The organism is Amycolatopsis dendrobii, from assembly GCF_014145675.1.
Taxonomy (GTDB): Bacteria; Actinomycetota; Actinomycetes; order Mycobacteriales; family Pseudonocardiaceae; genus Amycolatopsis; species Amycolatopsis dendrobii.
On the sequence record NZ_JACGZW010000007.1, the window covers coordinates 432,968 to 453,002 of the forward strand.

Annotated in this window: 17 protein-coding genes; 9 read left to right on the top strand and 8 right to left on the bottom strand. The window is 70.0% G+C overall.

Annotated elements, in window-relative coordinates:
* The first annotated feature begins 12 nt into the window (after positions 1–12).
* The 4 genes from H4281_RS22810 (at position 13) to trmB (ending at position 3,099) form a co-directional block, all read left to right on the top strand.
* The gene (locus tag H4281_RS22810) at positions 13–921 is read left to right on the top strand and encodes an ABC transporter ATP-binding protein (protein ID WP_182892949.1); all 909 of its coding nucleotides are present in this window, start codon (positions 13–15) and stop codon (positions 919–921) included.
* Positions 918–1,661: a hypothetical protein gene (locus H4281_RS22815; protein ID WP_182892950.1), complete on the top strand. Its 744-nt coding sequence runs from the start codon at positions 918–920 to the stop codon at positions 1,659–1,661. Before H4281_RS22810 ends, H4281_RS22815 begins: the two co-directional genes overlap by 4 nt.
* Before the next feature lie 215 nt (positions 1,662–1,876).
* Positions 1,877–2,371 (top strand): hypothetical protein, encoded by a 495-nt coding sequence (locus tag H4281_RS22820; RefSeq protein ID WP_220507610.1) that lies wholly within the window; start codon positions 1,877–1,879, stop codon positions 2,369–2,371.
* 20 nt (positions 2,372–2,391) lie between these two features.
* The gene (gene trmB, locus H4281_RS22825) at positions 2,392–3,099 is read left to right on the top strand and encodes a tRNA (guanosine(46)-N7)-methyltransferase TrmB (protein WP_182892951.1); all 708 of its coding nucleotides are present in this window, start codon (positions 2,392–2,394) and stop codon (positions 3,097–3,099) included.
* A gap of 338 nt (positions 3,100–3,437) precedes the next feature.
* On the opposite strand, the gene H4281_RS22830 is transcribed toward trmB, so the two are convergent.
* Positions 3,438–5,708 carry an FtsX-like permease family protein gene (locus H4281_RS22830; protein WP_182892952.1) on the bottom strand — a complete coding sequence of 757 codons (2,271 nt, stop codon included), beginning with the start codon at positions 5,706–5,708 and terminating at the stop codon, positions 3,438–3,440.
* On the bottom strand, positions 5,705–6,400 hold the full coding sequence (locus tag H4281_RS22835; RefSeq protein ID WP_037809043.1) for an ABC transporter ATP-binding protein: 696 nt from the start codon (positions 6,398–6,400) through the stop codon (positions 5,705–5,707). The genes H4281_RS22830 and H4281_RS22835 overlap by 4 nt, the downstream gene beginning before the upstream one ends.
* Positions 6,401–6,587: 187 nt before the next feature.
* On the opposite strand from H4281_RS22835, the gene H4281_RS22840 reads away from it, so the two are divergent.
* From H4281_RS22840 to H4281_RS22850, 3 genes are read left to right on the top strand one after another with little or no spacing between them, the layout of a single operon-like run.
* Positions 6,588–8,390, top strand: coding sequence for a sensor histidine kinase (locus tag H4281_RS22840; RefSeq protein ID WP_182892953.1), 1,803 nt, complete (start codon positions 6,588–6,590; stop codon positions 8,388–8,390).
* Positions 8,387–9,040 (top strand): response regulator, encoded by a 654-nt coding sequence (locus H4281_RS22845; RefSeq protein ID WP_182892954.1) that lies wholly within the window; start codon positions 8,387–8,389, stop codon positions 9,038–9,040. Before H4281_RS22840 ends, H4281_RS22845 begins: the two co-directional genes overlap by 4 nt.
* Positions 9,041–9,070: 30 nt before the next feature.
* The gene (locus H4281_RS22850) at positions 9,071–10,378 is read left to right on the top strand and encodes an amidohydrolase family protein (RefSeq protein WP_182892955.1); all 1,308 of its coding nucleotides are present in this window, start codon (positions 9,071–9,073) and stop codon (positions 10,376–10,378) included.
* A gap of 39 nt (positions 10,379–10,417) precedes the next feature.
* Here H4281_RS22850 and H4281_RS22855 read toward each other — a convergent pair whose 3' ends face one another.
* From H4281_RS22855 to H4281_RS22880, 6 genes are all read right to left on the bottom strand, one after another.
* On the bottom strand, positions 10,418–11,095 hold the full coding sequence (locus tag H4281_RS22855; protein ID WP_182892956.1) for an SDR family oxidoreductase: 678 nt from the start codon (positions 11,093–11,095) through the stop codon (positions 10,418–10,420).
* Positions 11,096–11,147: 52 nt separating this feature from the next.
* Positions 11,148–12,830, bottom strand: a complete 1,683-nt coding sequence (locus H4281_RS22860) for an arabinofuranosyltransferase AftB family protein (RefSeq protein ID WP_182892957.1) — start codon at positions 12,828–12,830, stop codon at positions 11,148–11,150.
* A gap of 82 nt (positions 12,831–12,912) precedes the next feature.
* Positions 12,913–14,310 (bottom strand): DUF7850 domain-containing protein, encoded by a 1,398-nt coding sequence (locus H4281_RS22865; protein WP_182892958.1) that lies wholly within the window; start codon positions 14,308–14,310, stop codon positions 12,913–12,915.
* A gap of 54 nt (positions 14,311–14,364) precedes the next feature.
* A complete protein-coding gene (locus H4281_RS22870) occupies positions 14,365–16,446 on the bottom strand; it encodes a PhoX family protein (RefSeq protein WP_182892959.1) in 2,082 nt (693 codons plus the stop codon).
* A gap of 160 nt (positions 16,447–16,606) precedes the next feature.
* Positions 16,607–17,827, bottom strand: coding sequence for an MFS transporter (locus H4281_RS22875; protein WP_182892960.1), 1,221 nt, complete (start codon positions 17,825–17,827; stop codon positions 16,607–16,609).
* Positions 17,824–18,309 (bottom strand): MarR family winged helix-turn-helix transcriptional regulator, encoded by a 486-nt coding sequence (locus H4281_RS22880; protein WP_182892961.1) that lies wholly within the window; start codon positions 18,307–18,309, stop codon positions 17,824–17,826. The genes H4281_RS22875 and H4281_RS22880 overlap by 4 nt, the downstream gene beginning before the upstream one ends.
* Before the next feature lie 85 nt (positions 18,310–18,394).
* Here H4281_RS22880 and H4281_RS22885 point away from each other — a divergent pair, with 85 nt between their 5' ends.
* Positions 18,395–19,051 carry an HAD family hydrolase gene (locus tag H4281_RS22885; RefSeq protein WP_182892962.1) on the top strand — a complete coding sequence of 219 codons (657 nt, stop codon included), beginning with the start codon at positions 18,395–18,397 and terminating at the stop codon, positions 19,049–19,051.
* Between the two features lie 85 nt (positions 19,052–19,136).
* Positions 19,137–19,994: an SAM-dependent methyltransferase gene (locus tag H4281_RS22890; protein WP_182892963.1), complete on the top strand. Its 858-nt coding sequence runs from the start codon at positions 19,137–19,139 to the stop codon at positions 19,992–19,994.
* The last annotated feature ends 41 nt before the right edge of the window (positions 19,995–20,035 follow it).

Below are 20,035 nucleotides of genomic sequence, written 5' to 3' on the forward strand. Positions count from 1 at the left end.
AAGGGGGACGGCGTGCTCCAAGCGACTGGACTCACCAAGTCCTATGGCGACACCGTCGCGGTGCGGGACCTGACGTTCACCGCGGAAGCCGGTCGCGTCACCGGGTTCCTCGGTCCGAACGGTGCGGGCAAATCCACCACGATGCGACTGCTGCTCGGGCTCGACGCGCCCACCGCGGGCACCGCGCACATCGAGGGCAAGCCGTACCGGCAGCTGTCCGATCCGCTGCGCACGGTCGGCGCGCTGCTCGACGCGACGTGGCGGCATCCGGGCCGTTCCGCCCGTCAGCATCTGCGGTTCCTGGCCGCGACGAACGGGCTGCCGGACCGGCGCGCCGACGAGGTGCTGGAACTCGTCGGGCTGTCCGCGGTGGCTCGCAAGCGGGCGGGCACGTTCTCGCTCGGCATGCTGCAGCGCCTCGGCATCGCGAGCGCACTGCTCGGCGACCCGCGCGTGCTGCTGTTCGACGAACCGGTCAACGGGCTCGACCCGGAGGGCGTGCACTGGGTGCGCCAGCTGCTGCACGGGCTCGCCGCGGAAGGCCGCACGGTGTTCGTGTCGAGCCATCTGCTGCCGGAAATGGAGCAGACCGCGCAGGATCTCGTCGTGATCGGCCGCGGCCAGCTGATCTACCAGGGCACGATGGCCGATTTCGTGGCCCGCGCCGGATCGCGCGGGGTCCGGGTGCGCACGCCGCACGCCGACGCGCTGCGAAAGGCGCTCACCGAAGCGGGCGCGGTTTTCACCGAGGATTCCGGTGCGTTCCTGGTGTCCGAATTGGACAGTGACGCGATCGGCGAACTCGCCTACGCCGCACACGCGACGCTGCACGAGCTGAGCCCACTGGCCGGTTCCCTCGAACACGCCTACCTCGAATTGACCGGCCAGGCGGCCGAATTCACCAGTGGAGGTGCGCGGTGAATCTGCTGCGGGCGGAACGCATCAAACTTTTCAGCACTCGCGCGCCGTGGTGGTGCGCGCTGATCGCGGTGGCCGCGCCGATCGCGTTCACCGCGTTGTTCCTCGGGCTTTCCGGGGCCGAAATCACCGCGGACGTGAGCAATACTCAGCTCGCCACGAGCACCGGCCGCACGGTCGCGCTGGTGCTCGCGGTGCTCGCCGCGACGGCCGACTTCAGCTGGGGCACGCTGCGGCTCACCTTCCAGGCGGTGCCGACGCGGACGCCCGCGCTGCTCGCCAAGGGCGCCGTGGTGTGCGCGGTCTGCGCGGTGCTCGGCCTGCTCGCCGGCGTCGGCTCGTGGGGGATGGCACACCTCGTGCGCCCGGACGCCGACCTCAGCCTGCACTCCGGGGCGGACTGGCGCATCGTGTTCGGCCAGATCCTGACCTTCGCGCTGACCGGGCTGCTCGGCGTCGGCGTCGGCCTGCTGCTGCGCAGTTCCGCGCTGGCGCTGGCGATCGTGCTCGTGTGGACCCAGCTGGTCGAGGGCCTGGTGCTGCTGATTCCCAAGATCGGCAGCGATCTCTACCAGTGGATGCCGTTCTACGCCGCTTCGCAGTTCGCCGGTGGCGATTTCACCAGGACGACGCTGAAACTGTCGCCGCCTTTCGGACCGTGGGGTTATCTCGCGTATTTCGCGGCGATCAGCGCGGTGTTGTTCGCCGCGGGCGTGGCCACCGCGAATCGGCGGGACGCCTGACCTGCACGTGCACATTCCCGATTGCGCGGCGGGCATTCGGATTAAATTCACGTAAACCGGTGTGGCTTCTCTCACAGGGAGCGGACATACTGTCGGAAAGCCACGGATATTCACAGCAGAGCCCCGTCTCAGCTCTCCGGAGGTGAACCGTGACGGTGGACGTTGATCAACTCGTTTCCCGCGACGCTGCGGTACCAACCCCTCGGCTCGAGCCGATGCTGGACCTCGAATGGTCCCAGGCGATCGAACTGCCGCGATTCGCGCTGCCCGCGACCCGGCCCGCCGAACTGCGCCAGGCGTGGGTGCATCGCGCGCCCGAGGACGCGGTGCTCGGGCTGTACCGGCGGGCGAGCGGAGCCGATGACGCACTGCCCGCGCCGTGGTGGCTGCGCGCGGTCGCGAGCGGACGGCTCGAATCGCGCGAACTCGGCTTCCGCATCGAAGACCGGGTGGCGCAACTGCTCGGCAAGCGGATGGGCTGGGAGTTCGTCCCGTGGGCGGCCGACGGCGAATCCGGGTATTGGGAGTTCATGCCGTCCGAACGCGGCAAGTCCGGCCATTCCATCCCGACGACCGTGCTGAACACCGACCGGCACGACGGCTGGATCGACGTATTGCCCGCGCATTCCGCCCGCGCCCCGGAGCCGGTGGCGGTCGCCGGACTCGCCGGACTGCGCTCCCGGCTCGGGGAGTTCGAAGCGGTCCGCTGACGCGCCCGTATGTTGTCCGGGTGGAAAACGAGGACCAGCCACGGCTGCGCAGCGTGGTCAGCTACGTCAAACGCGGCGGACGGATGACCGTCGGCCAGCAGCGAGCCTGGGAAGAACACTGGCCGCGACTCGGCCGGACGGTGTCGGAACTGCCTTCCGGACCGGTCGACTTCACGGCATGGTTCGGCCGCGAGGCGCCAGTGATGCTGGAGATCGGCTCCGGCATGGGCGAGACGACCTCGCAGCTGGCCGCCGCCGCGCCGGAGCTGAACTACGTGGCCGTCGAGGTGTACGACCCCGGGCTCGGGCAGCTCATGCTGCGCGCGGAGAAGCTCGGAGTGACAAACCTGCGCCTCATGCACGGCGACGCGGTGGTCCTGCTGACGTCGCATGTCTCGCCGGGAACGCTGTCCGGCGTGCGGCTGTTCTTCCCGGACCCGTGGCCGAAGAAACGCCACCACAAGCGGCGGATCGTGCAGCCGGAATTCGTGGCGTTGATCGCGTCGCGGCTGGCTCCCGGCGGGACGTTCCATATGGCCACTGACTGGGAGCATTACGCGGAGCAGATGCTGGAGGTTTGTTCGGCGGAGCCTGCGTTGCGGAACCGGTACGCGGACGAGCCTGGCGGCTGGGCGCCGCGGCCGGAGTGGCGGCCGGTGACGAAGTTCGAACAGCGGGCGGACCGGGAGGGGCGGGTTTCGCACGATTTGATCTTCGAGAAGCGCTGATCTCGGGCTTGCTCTTGGGCCTATCGCGGCCTGGGCTCGGATGAATCTTGCGCTGACGCGCTGGGCCTGACCTCGGCGGGACCATGCGCTGGCTCTGCTCTGAAGTGCCCCAATGCCACATTGGGTGCGTCAGATGCACCCAATGTGGCGTTCGGTGCGTTGAGCGCACCCAATGTGGCATTGGGGCGGGTTGGCGGCGCGCGAGGCTGGGCGGTCGGTGAAGCGAGCGAAGCGACGAAACTGACGAAGGGCCGTCACCGGGTTCCCATCCCCGGCAACGGCCCTTCGCTTCCTTCACCCCCGGTGCCGCCCCTCCCCCGACGAGGGGCGGCGGCCCGTTATTCGTCGGCCAGTGGTTCTGCCTGCACTCGCTTCAGCGCGGGCGTGCAGACCGACGCGCCGAGCAGGGCTACCCCGATCCCCAGCACCACCGGCGCGGCGATCCACGGGCTGAACACGACCGACCCCCGTTCCATCGTCGCCATGAACAACCCGAGTCCGACCGCGACGCCCACCACGCCCGCACCGATGGTCGCCACTAGCGCGGGCAGTGCGGCTTCCATCCGCAACGCCCGGGAAAGCACCCGCACCGGGGTGCCTGCCGCCATCAACGCTCCGAACGTCCGGCGGCGGTCCATGACCGAGCCTGCGGTCGCGACCGCCGCACTGCAGCCAGCGAGGATGCCTGCTGCGACGAGGCCGATCACGGTGACCCGGCGCAGGTCGCTGAGCTGCACCTGCTGTCCGTAGAGGTGCTGCTCGCGGCTGCCGATCTCCGCCCCGACCGCGTTGGGCACCAGTGCGGTCCGCACGATCTCGCGGTTGGTCTCGGCGGTCGGCACGACCAGGGTGACCTGGTTCGCTTTGACCCCGGCCGGCACCGCGGACGGGTCGATCACGTATTCGCCGAAGCTGTTGTGCCGTTCCGGGTGATAGGTCCCCAGGTTGACCGCACCGAGCGGGGTGCCCGTGCTGTCCTCGCCGCCGTACCGCGCGACTCGCAGGTTGTTCGTGTCCAGCTGGTACGGGGCGTACAGCCCGACGCCGGGCTTGCAGTCCTGCTGGGTGATCCCGAGCCGGGTCAGTTTGGCGGCATCGGTGCAGGTCATGACGTACGCGCGCTGCATCGACCGGTAGTTCCCCTCGCCCTGCATCACGTAGACGCTGGCCACCGGGATGACGCGTTCGGACAGTCCGGCCTTCGCGAGCGTGGCGTTGGTCCGCTCGGTCGCTTCGGGGGCCCGGTCCGCGGTGACGTCGACGTACAGCGCCGAGTCCACGTACTGGCGTCCGCCGCCAGCGAGGGATTCGATCGACGGCAGCAGGGTGAGCGCCATCGATCCGGTGAACACGGCGAGCACGATCCCGGCTGAGGCCCGGTAAGAACCCTTCGGGTCGTTGCGCAGCCGACGTCCGGCCAGCAGCGACGACGGCCGCCGCCAGATCCGTACGAACGTGCCGCCGACGGCCGAGGTCACCCACGGTCCGACCACCATCGCCGAGGCGACCACGAGCAGCAGGCCGAACAGCACCAGGTTGCCACTGCCTCCGCTGCGTGCGCCGAAAACGGTGTAGAAGAAGAACAATCCGGCCGCGGGCAGCGCGAGCAGCCGCCACCAGCGCAACGGTTTCACGGCGTGCCCGCCGGTCGCGAACAGCGGCGTGCGCACCACCCGGCGCAGGCCGAGCACCCCGGCGAGCACCACGAGCAGCGGAACCACCAGCACCGCGAGCACGGTCAGTCCCACCGGAAGGGAGAAGTCCGAGGCAAGCCAGGTCCCGCCGTCCCACGGCACGAACGTGGCCAAACCGCGCAACGCGGGGCTGAGCAAGAGCCCGAGCAAGGCGCCGACGCCCGCGGACAATCCGGTTTCGGCGGCGACCATCGCGGTCACCTGGCCAGGGGTCGCACCGGCCAGCCGGATCGCGGCGAGCCGTTGTTCGCGGCGGGCGGCGGTGAGCCGGGCCGACGACGCGACGAGCACCAGGCTCGGCACGAGCAGCACGATGATGCCGACCCAGGACAGCACCGTCAGCAGGCTGTCCGGATGTCCCTGCCCGTTCGGGAAGGCCGCGGCCGGGAAAGCGTCCTGGCCAGGCTGATCCTTGTGCCCGTACGGCCGCATCTCCTGCGGGCTGTGCCCGACGAGCGCGACAAGCTGCTCCGGGTACCGCAGCGCCTCGTCGCCGAACGCGGCGACCGGTTTGCCGAAGCGGTTCCCGAGCTGGTCGGCCGGAGTCGCGTTGAGCAGTTTCCCGAGCGCGGGCGACACGATCGTCTCGCCGGGACCGGGCAGTTGCGGGATGCCCGGCGGCAGGCGCAGCGAGTCGGCCGAGCCGGTGACCGCGATGTCGACGCGGGCGACCTGCTTGCCGTCGAAGTAGTCCTTGGAGGAGTTGACCAGCAGGGCGTTCTGCTGGCCGGCGTCGTAGCGGCCGCTGTTTTGCCACAGCGCCCGCTGCTCGCGCGCCTGCGTGGCGTACGGCAGGGTCGCCAGCAGCAGGACGAGCCCAGTCGCGACGGCGACGCCGACCGCGGTGAGGATCGCCGAGGTGCGGGTCCGCCGGTCGCCGCGCAGCACCCGCAGGGCGAGCTGGAACGGGTTCATGCCGCGAGCCTCGTCGCGATCAGGCCGTCGCGGATCGCCACGGTGCGCGGCATCGATTCGGCGAGTTCCCGGTCGTGGGTCACCACGAGCACCGCGGCGCCGGACGCCTGCGCGGCGGCCAGCAGCGCGTCCATCGTCTCGCGGCCGGTGCGGGTGTCGAGCGCGCCGGTCGGCTCGTCGGCGAAGATCACCTTCGGCCGGTGGGTGAGCGCGCGGGCGATCGCCACGCGCTGCGCCTCGCCGCCGGAAAGCTCGCCAGGACGGCGCGCTTCCTTGCCGGCCAACCCGAGTTTGCCGAGCCATTCCCGTGCCGCGGCAATGGCCTCGCCACGAGTTCCGCCTGCCAGCAGCGAGGGAAGTGCGACATTCTCTTCCGCGGTCAGCTCGGACACGAGCATTCCGGACTGGAAGACGAAACCGAATTCGGTGCGCCGCAGTTCGCTGCGCCGCTTTTCACCGAACTGGTCGATCCGCTGTCCCTGCAACCAGATCTCGCCGCTGTCGGCGCGCAGGATGCCTGCCAGCACGTGCAGCAGCGAGGTTTTGCCGGATCCGGACGGGCCGACGATGGCGATCGCTTCCCCCGGCTGGACGTCGATGTCGATTCCGGCCAGCGCGTGCTGCTGCCCGTAGCGCTTCACCAGCCCGCGCCCCGACAACACCGGTCCGGCGCTCCACTGTGGATTCGTCATCCGCCAGCTCTCTCCCTGTCTCCGTCATTCGTCTTCGACTGCGACGGAAGGCAGCTTCGCGGATTCGAGCGGGTGTCCACTTCGGGCAGACGGCCGGTAACCGCGGAGCCGCCATCGGCCGATCGGCCGATGGCGACGAACCACGTGGCCAAGGTGCGCACGGGCGCGAATCATCTACCGTCACGGTGTGCCGCACTCCCCGCCGTCGAAAACGCTTGCCGCGCGGGCGACCGAACTCGCCCGCCGCCTCGACATGTCCGTGCTCGTGTTGTTCGCCGCGCTGGCGTTCGACCTCGTGTTCGTGACCGACGCGGCACTCGACAACGTCGGCCCGCGATTCGTCGACCTCGGCCTGTTCCCCGGCGTTTTCGCGATGGCGGCGTGCGCGTTCTGGGCGCGCAAACGCGCGGCGGTGGCGGGCGTATTCGGCGCGCTGACGCTGATGTTCTGCACCTTCGTCATCCGCTATCTCGGCATCCCGACGTACTCCAGCGTGCTGGCGAACCTGACCGTCACCGAGTTCGTCGCCGGGATCGAGATGGTCTATTTCCTCGCCCGCCGAGCCCGCCCCGGGGTCGCCTTCGCGGTGATCAGCGCGCTGGTGATGGGCGCGCTCACCGCGGTGTTCGGCCGCGGTTCCTACCGCGACCTGAGCGCCAGCAGCATCGCGCAGACCATGCTCTTCGGGTTCCTGTTCCTCGTCGGGACGGTGATCACCGGCGTGGTCGGCCGTCCGCGCCGCGAACGGGACCCGGTGACGGTGGAACGCCTCCGCACCATGCACCGGTTCACCGAACTGGTGCGCGGACAGTGGCCGTTGATCGGCATGCTCAGCATCGGCGTGCTGATCGAATTCGGCTACACCTACGAAAGCGGCAGCCGCGGTTTCCCGCTGCTGGCCTGCTCGATCGGCGCCGCCGCGGTGACCGCGCTGTCGCCGCGCCGTCCGCGGGATTCGATCCTGGTGGTGGCCGGGCTTCTCCTGCTTTCCGCGCTCGCCACGCCGTTCCTGCATCCCAGCCACAGTTATCAGCTGCTCGGCGGCATCCCGCCGACCCAGATCGTCGCCGCATTCGGCGTGGTCGTGAACGTCGTGCGCGCGGTGCCGCTCGCCCGGGCGTGGCCACGGATCGCGTTGCTGTCCGGCGTGGTCGCGGTCGGCACGATCCTGAACTTCAGCCAGTACCGCACCGGCCGCCTGCTCACCGACCCGATCACGCTCGGGATGCTCGCCACCGTCGCGGTCCTGCTGCTCGGCATCGCCATCGCGATCGGCCTCTACTTGCGTTCCCGCGATTCCGAACGCGCGCAGGTGGTGAAATCGGCGGTCACCGACGCGCAGACGTCCGAGCGGATGGCGCTGGCCAGGGAGCTGCACGACGTCGTCGCGCACCACGTGACCGGCATCGTCGTGCAGGCGCAGGCCGCGCGGATGATGGGGGAGAAGAACCCGGAGCTCGCGCTGGAGGCGATGGGCCGGATCGAGAACGCGGGCGTCGAGGCGCTCGCCGCGATGCGCCGCCTGGTCCGCAGCATGCGGGGCGACGCACCGGCGGGGTCGGGCGAGTTCACTGAGCAGGCGACCACTGACCTGGCCGCTGACCTGCGCAAACTCGTAGACGCGGGCAACCACGGCATCCCGACCCAGCTGCGGCTCGACCTGCCGGCAAACCTGCCGCACGAGGTCGGCCGGTCCGCGCTGCGGCTGATCCAGGAGTCGCTCACCAACGTCGGCAAGCACGCCTCGGACGCCACCGAGGCGCTCGTGCTGGCCGAGGTCGTCGACGGCGAACTGCACTTGCGGGTGACCGACAACGGCAGCGGGCAGACGCATCGTCCGCCGGGCGGGTCGGGCGGATACGGTCTGGTCGGCATGCGCGAACGCGTCGCGCTGCTGCACGGCAGGCTTTCGGCAGGCCGCGAGCCGAACGGCGGCTGGCGGGTCGAGGCGTGGCTGCCGCTCGAGGCGAACGGGGAGACTGACAGGTGATCCGGGTACTGATCGCGGACGACCAGGAAATGGTGCGGATGGGCTTCCGCATGATCCTGGACGCCCAAGACGACATCGAGGTGGTCGCGGACGTGCCGGACGGGGTCTCCGCGGTCGCCAAGGCGCGCGAACTGCGCCCGGACGTCTGCCTGCTGGACATCCGCATGCCGGGCCTCGACGGGCTGGAGGTCACCCGTCAGCTGGCCGGGCCGGACGTCGCCGACCCGCTGAAGGTCGTCGTGGTCACCACCTTCGACCTCGACGAATACGTGCACACCGCACTGCGCAACGGCGCGAGCGGCTTCCTGCTCAAGGACGCCGGACCGGCGCTGCTGATCGAAGCGGTGCGCGCGGCCGATCGCGGCGACGCGCTGGTGTCTCCGCAGATCACCGTGCGGCTGCTGAAGCATTTCGACGGCGGGACCACCGCCAAACGCGAGACTCCCGCACCGTCGGAGCCGCTGACCGCGCGCGAACTGGACGTGGTGAAGGCCGCCGCGCGCGGGCTCACCAACACCGAGATCGGCGCGGAGCTGTTCCTGTCCCTGTCGACCGTCAAGACGCATTTGGCCTCGGTGCAGGGCAAAGTCGGCGCGCGTAACCGAGTGGAAATCGCAGCTTGGGCCTGGCGTAGCGGCGTAGTGGATTAACCGCTACTGGGACGCCCGTACTATCTCGTTATGTCGCGTCGATTCCATGCTCCGGTTGTTCTGCCCGCCGACCCGTCCTGTTCGCTGCTCCGCGACGCCGTCGTCGATGTCGACGACGAGGGCCGGATTTCCTACGTCGGACCGGCTTCGAGCGCGCCGGAGTTCACCGGCGAGGTGACCCGGCTGACCGGAATCCTGTTGCCCGGCTTGGTGAACTCGCACGCGCACAGCCCGATGACGCTGCTGCGCGGCATGGGCGGCGACCTGCCGCTGCTGCGCTGGCTGCGCGAGATCATCTGGCCGACCGAGGCGAAGCTGAAGCCGGCGGACGTGCGCACCGGCATGCTGCTCGGATCGGTCGAAATGCTCCGGCACGGCGTGACGACCAGCGCGGAAATGTATTTCGAAGGCGAGCAGCTCGTCGACGCGGTGCTCGCGACCGGCGGGCGGGTGCTCGTCGCGCCGCCGGTGATCGAACTGCCCGGGCTGGATTGGCGGGAGACGCTGGCCGCGATCGACCGGTGGATCGACGCCGACGGGCTGCGGTTCGGTCCCGGGGAGCGGATCGAGCTGGGTTACGGACCGCATTCGGCGTACATGCTGAACCCGGACGGGCTGCGGGCGACCGCGGAGTCCGCGGCTGCGCGGGGTGCTTTGGTGCAGATTCACATTGCTGAGGCTGCCGCGGAGGATGTGGAGCAGCGCAAGGAGTTCGGGTCGGTTCCGAAGCTGCTGGATTCGCTGGGGATGTTCAACGGGCGGACGCTGGCCGCGCACGCGGTGCATTTGTCGGACGAGGACATCGCGATCTTCGCCGCCCGCGGGGTCGGGATGGCGCATTGCCCTGGGTCGAACGCGAAGCTCGCGTCCGGAATCGCGCGGATCAGGGACCTTCGGGCGGCCGGGGTCGCGATCGGGCTCGGCACGGACGGTCCGGCCTCGAACGACGACATCGACCTGTGGGAAGAGCTTCAGCTGACGGCGATGCTGGCTCGGCTGGCCAACGACGATTCCACCGTGGTGACCGCGAAGGACGTCTTCCTGATGGCCACCCGCGGCGGCGCCGAAGCGCTCGGCCGCCACGACCTCGGCGTGCTGGAGCCGGGGCGCTGGGCCGACCTGGTGCACGTCGACCTCGACGACCCGGCCTTCGCCGCCGGTCTCGACGTGCCGGACGAGCAGCTGCTGGCGAACCTCGTGTGGGCCGCCGGGTCGCGCCGGGTGCGGGACGTGTGGGTCGCGGGCGAGCAGGTTGTCGCCGAGGCCGAGCCGACGCGGGTCGACCGGCGCGAGATCCAGGCGGCGGTGGCCGACACCGCCGCCCGGCTGCGGGCCTGAGAGTCACGAAGCCGTTCGTGAGGGAACCCCTTACGAACGTCAGCGCGGGCGGACCTGGATTTCGGTGAAGTGGGCTTCCGGGGTGGCGGTCACCGCGGTCAGCACGGCCGTCGCCACGGAGTCTGGGCGCAGGTACTTCTCGGCTTCGTACTCGCCGCCTTCCTGGGCGCGGGCTTCGCGTTGCATGTCGGTGTCCGTGCGGCCCGGGAACACCGAAGTCACGCGCAGGTCCGGTTCTTCCGCGCGCAGTGAGTCGGTGAAGGCCCGGACGGCGAATTTGCTTGCCGCATAAGGACCCCAGCCGGGACGAGCGGTGTAACCCGCACCGGAGTTGATCACTACGACGTGGCCGTTCGCGGCGCGGAGGGCGGGGAGCAACAGGCGGGTCAGCTCGGCGACCGCGATCACGTTGACCTCCAGGTTCGTCCGCCAGACCGAGGACGGCGAGTCGGCGACGGTGCCGATTTTGCCGATGCCCGCGGAGTGGACCAGCACGTCGAGGCGGTCGATCTTGCCGGCCGCGGCTTCCAGGGCAGCGGCGTCGGTGAGGTCGACCGGCCACGGCTGCGCGCCGGGCAGTTCCTCGGCCACCTTCGCCAGTGCGTCGGTGTCGCGGCCGCCGAGCAGGAGGCGGTGCGTCGGGGAGAGCTGGTGCGCGATGGCCGCGCCGATGCCCCGCGAGGCACCGGTGATCAGGGCGAGCGGGAGGTCGGTCATACCGGCCACGGTAGGCGTCCGCCGCTGGTTCGCCAGTCCGGGGAGTCGTCGATCACTTCGCCGGGGCGCACCCGACCGCGGCCCACGGGTCGCGCGGGTAGCGGATTTCCGTGCGATGCAGCGAGCCGGTGAAATTGTCGATAAACCGACTCCACGTGAGCGGTTGGCGCGTGGAGGCCAGGACGTCCTGCACGTCGGGGCAGCGCAGTGCGGTGCGGGCGGCGTCGATTTCGGCGGGCTGGAACATCCGGATCTCGCCGTCGGTGGCGTAGTCGCCGTAGCCGGCTTCGGCGATTTCCCACGCCGCGACCAGCCATTTCGAGTGCCCGGGGCGACCATTCGGGATGGACGACGAGTGTGCGGCCAGATCGCTTGCCAGGCCGTAGCCGTCGTGGATGCGCACGTCCAGGGACACGATGTTGCTGATCGCGCCCATGCTGTCGGCCGCCATGGTCACGTACGGCCGGTTGGTCGGGAAGCGGAACCACTGCTTCACGTCGCCGTAGCTGTAGACGAGCACGGCTGGCTGCTTCGTCTCTCGCACCGCGTCGACAGCGTGGCGGATGACGTCCTGGCCCAGGTAATCCGTCGCCAGGATCGGGTGTTCGTGTCCGGTCGCCCAGGCCCAATAGCCGCGTTCGTCGGTGACGCTCACCGCTTGATGGGTGCCTTCGTACGGCACCCGCAGCCAGCCGCCCGCCACGACGGACCACGCGGCGACCCCGGCGACGAACGCGATCGTCTTCTGCGTCAGCGGGATCGCCATGACGGGAAGGAGCAGCACGAACAACGCGGGCAGCAGCATCCGGCCGTGCATGAAATCTCCGCCGACGCGCACGACGTACAGCGCGAGCAGAAGCGCGGCGACCGCTGAAGTCAGCAACAGGATCCGCGACCGACGCACCAGTACCGCAGCAATAAGCAGTAGCAGCAACGGAATCCACAGCAGGTACGGGCTGATCAGGTCAGTCAGGTACGCGAAACCGCGTGGCCAGTCGCTGTTCGCCGCTTCCTTCGCGAGCGCGGTGTTCGGCGCGAGCAGTCCGTAGTAGCCCATCCGAAACACTTGGTATGCCACCGGAATCGCGACCCCGGCGCCGAGCCAGCCAAGCGCGGCAAACCATCGCGGGCGCAGCAGCAGCACCAGGGCGATAAAGCCGACCACACTGAACAACGCCAGATCCGGCCGGACGAGCGGGCCGAGTCCGAGCACGATCGCGGTGGCGATCGGCGTTGTGCCGCGCACCAGCAGCCACCAGCTCAGGCCGAGCCACAGCAGCACCAGACCGGTTTCCAGCCCGGAAGTCGCGAAATCGCGGAACGGCGGGAGTGCGCACACGATCAGCGCACCGGCGGGAGCCACCGGTCCGGCGTAGAGCCGACGGGCGCCGTCCAGACCGAAGAACAGGCCGCCGACAGCGCACAGGAGGCCGGTGATCACCGCGATCCATTCGAGCGGCGGCCCGGGAATCGTGCCGGCTCCGGCGAGCAGCCAGGTCCACAACGGACTCGTGCTCGCCTCGACGCGTTCGCCGACATTGAACACCGGACCGTTCCCGGCGAGGATCTGCCGGACGGTGCGCAGGACGAGCAGTCCGTCGTCGCTCATCCACCGGCGTTGCCAAGCGAGCACCGTGTACAACGCGAGGACCGCCCCGGTGGCGGCCCACGTCCAGGTCATCGGGCGGCGGTACCACGGGAGCGGGTCAGCGGGCAGGCCGGCGGCCGCGGTCATGATTGGTCCAGACCTCCCCCGAGACGTGCAATGCGGTCACAGTCTCGCATCCGCCCAAAGGCGACGCTCGGTGGTTCCGCCTTCAGCGGTCGGACGAGGCGGAGGCGGTCGGCATCGGCGGTCCGCTCGACGCGGGCGGGACGGTCGGCACCGGCGGGGCGAGGCCGATGTCCAGGTCCATCCGCTCGCGCTCCTTGCCGCCGAGAGTGAACGGCGAGGTGCAGCCGGTCGCCGGGTCGACGGCCGAGTCCAGACCCGGTGCGCCGGCGCCGCGCTGGGTGACGGTGAGGCCGTCCGGCAGCTTCGAGATGTCGAAGCACACCTGGTAGGTGCCGTCCTTGCGCTGGTCGAACAGGTAGCCGCCGTCGGCGTTCGTGCGCGTGGTGGCGACGGTGCCGCCCGCACCGTCCTTGAGCGTGACCGGCAACTCCGGGAAGCCGGGTTCGTCGTCGTCCTGCGTGCCGTTGCGGTTCAGGTCTTTCCACGCACGGTCGCCGATCTTGCCGACGGCGGGCTGCGGCGTGACGGTGACCGTCGCGGTCGCCTTCTGCTCGGCGAGCGGCCCGCCCGGCCCGGTGCCGGTGACCTTCGCGGTGTTGACGTGCCCGTTGTCGTCCTCGGTGAGGTTCGGATGGTCGCAGGGCAATTCCCGCGACGCGGCGGCGGCGAGGTCGAACGCGCCGGGAAGACCGGAGCACCACGGGTCCTTCACGAGCAGTCCGGTGAGCGGCTGGGAGCCGGTGTTGGAGACGGAAATGCGGAAGTGCGCGGCATCGCCGGCCGGGATGGCAGCCGACGGGCCCCACGTTCCGTCCGCCGGATTCCGCACCTCCATCTTCACCGCGAACGAGGCGAGAGCCACGTGCACGCAGTCCCACAGCACCCAGTTGTGGTTGGTGCTGGCGAAAAACGAGACCGCCGCGGTGTCGTCCGGCGCGGTGAACGGCGGCAGGTCCTGCCGCGCGAGCCTGCCGTCGGACGCGACGTCGTGCGTCACCGCGAGCGGTTTCTCCACCAGCACTCGACCGGCGCGGTCGGCGAAGCGCAGCCCGGTGGTCGCGCTCGCGTGCGAACCGAGGCCGGACGGCGCCGTACCCGTCCACACCGACAGCGAGTATTGCCCTCCGGGCACCGCTTTCACCTGCTGGGCGGCCGAGCTGACCCGGCCGTCCGGCGTCTGGATCTGGGCGTTGACGTGCCCGTCGACCGCGTGCGCGGTGCTGGTGACGAGCTTCGGCACCCGGTCCGGCGGGGTGCTGCGCGGAACCGGCGCGGCGGGGCTGAACAGGTACCCGCGCGGCGGTCCGCCGGGCGAACCGGCGTCCTCCACGCTCGGGTTGGCCGCGATGCCGCCGCACTCCGGGGCCCCCTCGGCGGGAGCCGATCCGGGAGTGACGACGGCGAGCGCGCCGACCAGCATCGCAGTGCCCGCCGCCGCGCCCGCCGTGCGTCCGATCGCGACTTTCCTTGCCCGCCTCACGCGGTGAAGCTAGACCCAGGAAGCCCGATCGGCGGTAAGAAACACTCCAAAGTGTTACCGGCGCCCGATCCGGCCGGGCAATCCGAAGGCACCCTTCTTCCAGACCGACACGATCGCGGGCCGCGGCTGGGAGCTGCCGCCGTCCGGCCAGTGCGAGGTCGGGTTCGCCGAACTCGGCGCGTCCTCGCCGGGGTGCTGCACCGCGACGAGCACGAGGTTCTCGGTGACGACCGGACCGCACGTCTCGGCGCCGACCGGCACGGACAGGAACTGCTTCACGTGCCCGCGCTCCGGTCCGGTCACCGGGACCGAGAAGAGGCCGTCGTTCGCGCCGAGGGTGTTGCCGTCGGTCGAGATCCACAGGTTGCCGTGCGGATCGAAGGCCACGTTGTCCGGGCACGAGATCGGGCTGACCTGGTCCTTCGGGAAACCGCCGAAGTAGGTGTCGGCCGTGGCCGGGTCGCCGCAGACGAGCAGCAGCCGCCAGGAGAACCGGGTCGCGGCACTGTCGCCGCGGTCCTCGTCCCATTCGAGAATGTGCCCGTTTTTGTTGCGGGTGCGCGGGTTCGCCTCGTCCGGGGCGGCCTTGCCCGCCGCGCCGCGGTCGGAGTTGTTGGTGAGCGCGGCGTAGATCCGGCCGTTGACCGGGTTCGGCTCGATGTCCTCCGGACGGTCCATTTTGGTCGCCCCGGCGCGATCGGCGGCTTGCCGGGTGAACACGTAGACCTCCTCCGCGGTGAATCCGTCCACAAAGGACTTGTCGCCGCTGGCAAGGGGAATCCACTCGCCGGTGCCATCGAATTCGCCATCGGCGGGCAGCTTGCCGGTGCCGTCGATCTCGCCCGGGCTGTTGCCGGAGAACTTCGCGACGTACAGGGTTCCGTCGTCCAGCAGCGCCGAGTTGTGCCGCCGGGCGAGCGCGGAGTGCCCCTTCTTGTACTTGCCCTTCGAGACGAACTTGTAGATGTACTCGAACCGCTCGTCGTCGCCGGAGTACACCGCGACCCGGCCGTCCGCGGTGATCTTGACGTTCGCCGCCTCGTGCTTGAACCGGCCGAGCGCGGTGTGCTTGACCGGGGTGGAATGCGGGTCGTTCGGGTCGATTTCGACGACCCAGCCGAACCGGTTGGGCTCGTTGGGCTCCCGCGACACGTCCCAGCGCTGGTCGAAGCGCTCCCACTTGCGCGTGCTCTCGCCGGTGCCGACCGCGTACCGTTTGAGCCGCGCGGCCTCGGTCGGGTCGGAAACCTTGTCCGCGTGGGCGAAGTACTGGTGGAAGTTCTCCTCGCCGGAGAGCACGGTGCCCCACGGCGTCACGCCGCCGGAGCAGTTGTTCTGCGTGCCGCGCACGCGCTTTCCGGACGGGTCGGCCGACGTCTTGAGGTACTTCGACCCGGCCGCCGGACCGCGCACCTCGAAGATCGTGTCGAGCGTGATCCGCCGGTTCAGCGGGCTCGGAACGGTGCGCAGCGCACCGCCGATCGGGTCGCGCAGCGTCTGCAGCACCGACAATCCGTGTGCCGCCCAGGCGATCTTCACCTGCTCCTCGGTGGGATTGGCCGGGTCGTACTGGTCGGCCGGGAACAGGTGCACCTCGGTGGTGTACTCGTGGTTGACCACCAGCAGATTGCGCAGACCCAGCGGGTCCTGCGGGATCAGGCCGACGAAGTCGTTGTTGTAGCCGAACTGCTTCGCTTGCGCGGCCGCGGTCTGCTTGCGGAAGTCGAACTTCGGCGCGCCGGGGACCACCGGGTCGCCCCAGCGGATCACCACATGCTGGGCGTAACCGTCGGGGATGCTGACGGCGTCGAGTTTGTTCGGCGGCACCGGCGTGAAGTCGGTGCCGGGCACCGCGCGGCCTTTCGCCAACGGCGCCGGAGCCTGGGCCGGGGTGGCTGCCGCGGCGGTGCCGGACAGCGCGGCGAACCCGCCCGCGGCCGCAGCCATCACCGCACCGGCCTTGAACACGCCGCGCCGCGAGACTCCCTTGGCGATGTCGCCGAAGTACTCGTTGCCAGTCGGATTCGGGGCCTCGTGCGCGCACGCGTTGCCGCAGCGGTATTCGCAGGTGATCGGTGACCGGCCGCCGGAATGCGCGGTGAACAAGGGCAGCAGTCGTCCGGGCTCCAGGGACACGGGGCCTCCAGGGTCGCTTCTCGGTGGGAACCCGGCGACCGTATGCGGCGAAAACCCCCTGAAACGGACCAAAAGGTTAACGGCGGATGTATTCGGCGAAAGACGACGATCGCCCCCGAACAGACAGTCCGGGGGCGATCGCCGAGCGTGCTGGAAAGGCTCAGAACTCCTCGTCGCCGACGAGCGCGGCCTCCTTCGGCACGGTGTGCGGGTCGGCCTTCTTCTCCCGCTGCGACAGCAGGACGGCGGCGATCACGCAGAGCACGGCGGCGATCAGGAACGGGCCCTGCTCCCAGCCCATCCACTCGGCGATGTGGCCGACGAGCGTGGCCGCGACCGCGCCGCCGAACCAGCGGCAGAAGTTGTACCCGGCGCTCGCGACCGGCCGCGGCGCGTCGCTGATCGACATCGCGGTCCCGGTGAACAGCGTGTTCAGCAGCCCGGAAACCAGACCGGACACGATGATCCCGACGACCACCACCGGCTTGCTCGGGATGGCCAGCACCAGCATCAGCACGGTGTAGCCGGTCACCGCCAGCGCGGCCGCGTGCCGTTCGCCGAAACGGGCGGCCATCTTCGGCGCGAGCACCACGCCGGCGATCGCCACGCACAGGCCCCAGCCGCAGAAGATCAGGCCGACCGCGATGGCGTTCCAGCCGAGCACGAACGGGGACCAGGCGAGCACCGCGAAGAACGCGGCGGTGTAGAGCGCGGAGGCGATCGACGTGCGCAGCAGGCCAGGGTGCTTGAGCGCGCGGAGCGGGTCGAGCAGCTTGATCGGTTCCCGCTTTTCGGCCGAGTCGCTCTTCAGGAAGATCGAGCACAGCACGAGCGCGGCGATCATCAGCACCGCGGTGCCGAGGAACGGACCGCGCCACGAGATCGTGCCCAGCAGCGCGCCCAGCAGCGGACCGACGGCGAGCCCGACACCCAGCGCGGCCTCGTAAAGCAGGATCGCGCCGGATTGGCCGCCGGTCGCGGCACCGACGATCACCGACAGCGCAGTCGCGATGAAGAAGGCGTTGCCCAGCCCCCACACCGCGCGCAGGCCGACGAGCTGTTCGATCGAACCCGCCGCGGCGCACAGCGCGGTCGCGGCGACGATCAGGGTCAGCCCGACCAGCACGGTCCGCTTCGCCCCGAACCGGGCGGACATCGCGCCGGTGAAGAGCATCGCGATCACCTGCACGCCGAGATACGACGTGAACAGCAGCGTGACCTGGGACGGCGAGGCGTTCAGGCCCTTGGCGATGGACAGCAGGATCGGGTCGACGAGGCCGATGCCCATGAACGCGATGACCGCGGCGAACGCGGTGATCCACACCTGTTTGGGCTGGCCCTTGACCGCGTCCAGCAGGCTCGAGTGGTGCTCAGCGCTCATCGCGGATCAGTTCCTCCTTCAGACAGTACGGCGAGTTCCGCGGCGGGGTCGTCACGGTGGAAGTCGGCGATCAGCTTGGTGAGCGCGGGGAGCGCGGCGTCGATGGCGGCGCGCTCATCCGGGTCGAGACGGTCGAGCCGCGCCCGCAGCTCCGCCTCCCGGCCCGCGATCATCTCGGCGTAGAACCGCTCGCCTTCCGGCGTGGCCTCCACGAGCACGGCGCGCCCGTCGTCGGGATCGGGACGGCGGGTCACCATGCCGAGCCGTTCGAGCCTGCGCACGACGTCGGTCATCGACGGCATCCGCACGCGTTCGAGGCGCGAGAGCCTGCTCATCCGGCTCGGACCCCGGCCGACCAGCTCCGACAGCACCGAACCCTGGGTCAGGGTCAGCAGCTGCGCGGATTCGCGGCGCACCAGGTAGTACAGCCGGAACACCACCGGCCGCAGCCGGTGCGCCAGGTCGCCCTTCGAGGAAGTCACTTAGCTAGGCTAACAAAAATTAGTTAGGGTGGCGAAGTAATTCGGCTCACAAGGTGGTCCAGTCCAGGACCCCTAGGCTGGACCGGTGGATGCGGTGATCTTCGACCTCGACGGCGTACTGGTGGACTCCGAGACGACGTGGGACGAGGTGCGCCGCGCCGTAGTCGCCGAGCACGGCGGGACCTGGCGGCCCGAGGCGACCCGCGCCCAGCAGGGGATGAGCACGCCGGAATGGGCGAACTACCTGGTGGAAACCCTGGGCGCGCGGCTCACCCCGGACGAGATCGCGCGCACGGTGATCGACGAGATGGCCGCCCGCTACGCCGACCGTCCGCCGGTGATCGACGGAGCCGACCAGGTCGTCCGCGAGATCTCCCGGCACTGGCCGGTCGCGATCGCCAGCTCGTCGCCGCCGGTGCTGATCCACTCGTTCCTGACCGCGTGCGACCTGACGTCACTGGTCCCGGTCGCGGTGTCAAGCGAGGAAGTGGCTGCGGGCAAGCCGGCACCGGACGTCTACTTGCGCGCGGCGACGCTGCTCAATGTCGAAGCCTCCCGCTGCGCCGCCGTGGAAGACTCGACCAACGGCCTGCGCGCGGCCTTCGCGGCGGACATGACGGTGTTCGCCGTACCGAACCCGCACTTCCCGCCGGACCCGGCCGTACTGCGGGATGCCACGGTGCTGCCGAACCTCGCCGCCTTGCCGCGATCCTTGAGTGACGCAGCCCACAGCGGCAAATAGCCCCAAAACGGTCGCTGCCGGTATCCGGCCGGTAGCACAGTGCCATCCTGAACGCCTGCCAACAAGATCGGCACAAGGGGTGGAAATGGCTGCACCGGAACAGGATTGGGACATCGTCAGCAGCGTCGGACTGACCGCGCTCGGGGTGGCCGCGGGCCGGGCGATAGCGACCGTGTCCCCGGATCCGCTGATCGAAGACCCGTACGCGGCGGAATTCGTCCGCGCCGCGAATCCGCCGCGGCCGATGCCGACGGAACCGCTCGAAGACCCGCTGTGGATGGCGATGTCCGACTACCTCGCGGTGCGGTCCCGGTTCTTCGACGAGGTGATCACCGGCACGGACGCGCCGCAGGTGGTGATCCTCGCCGCCGGGCTCGACGCCCGCGCCTACCGGCTCGACCTGTCCGGCCGCGACGTCTACGAAGTAGATCAGCCACGGGTGCTCGCGTTCAAACAGGACGTCCTGGACGGTCTCGGCGCGGCCCCGCGCTGCCGCCGCCACGCGATCGGAGCCGACCTGCGCGAGGACTGGCCCGCCGCACTGGAAAACGCCGGATTCGACCGCACCCGCCCGTCGGTGTGGATCGCCGAGGGGCTGCTGCCGTATCTGCCCGCGTCGGCAGAGGAACTGCTGTTCGACCTCGTGCACGCCCGGAGCGTGCCCGGCAGCCGGATCGCAATCGAGCACATCCCGGACCTCGGCAGCACCGACATCCTCGACACCATCCGGTCGTCGGACGCCGGAGCACGGCTCGGCCTCGACGTGAACGACGTGCTCTCGACCGAACCGCGCCGGGATCCGGTCGAATGGCTGGGCCGGCAGGGCTGGCAGACGAGGATCGACCGCGCGGGCGACCTCGCCGCCAGCTACGGCAAGCACCTGTCCGACCCGCTCGGCGACGCCATGACCAAAACCGAACTGGTCACCGCCGACCTGCCCTGACACCGCGAAGGGCCCCTCGCGGAGATCCCGGCAAGGGGCCC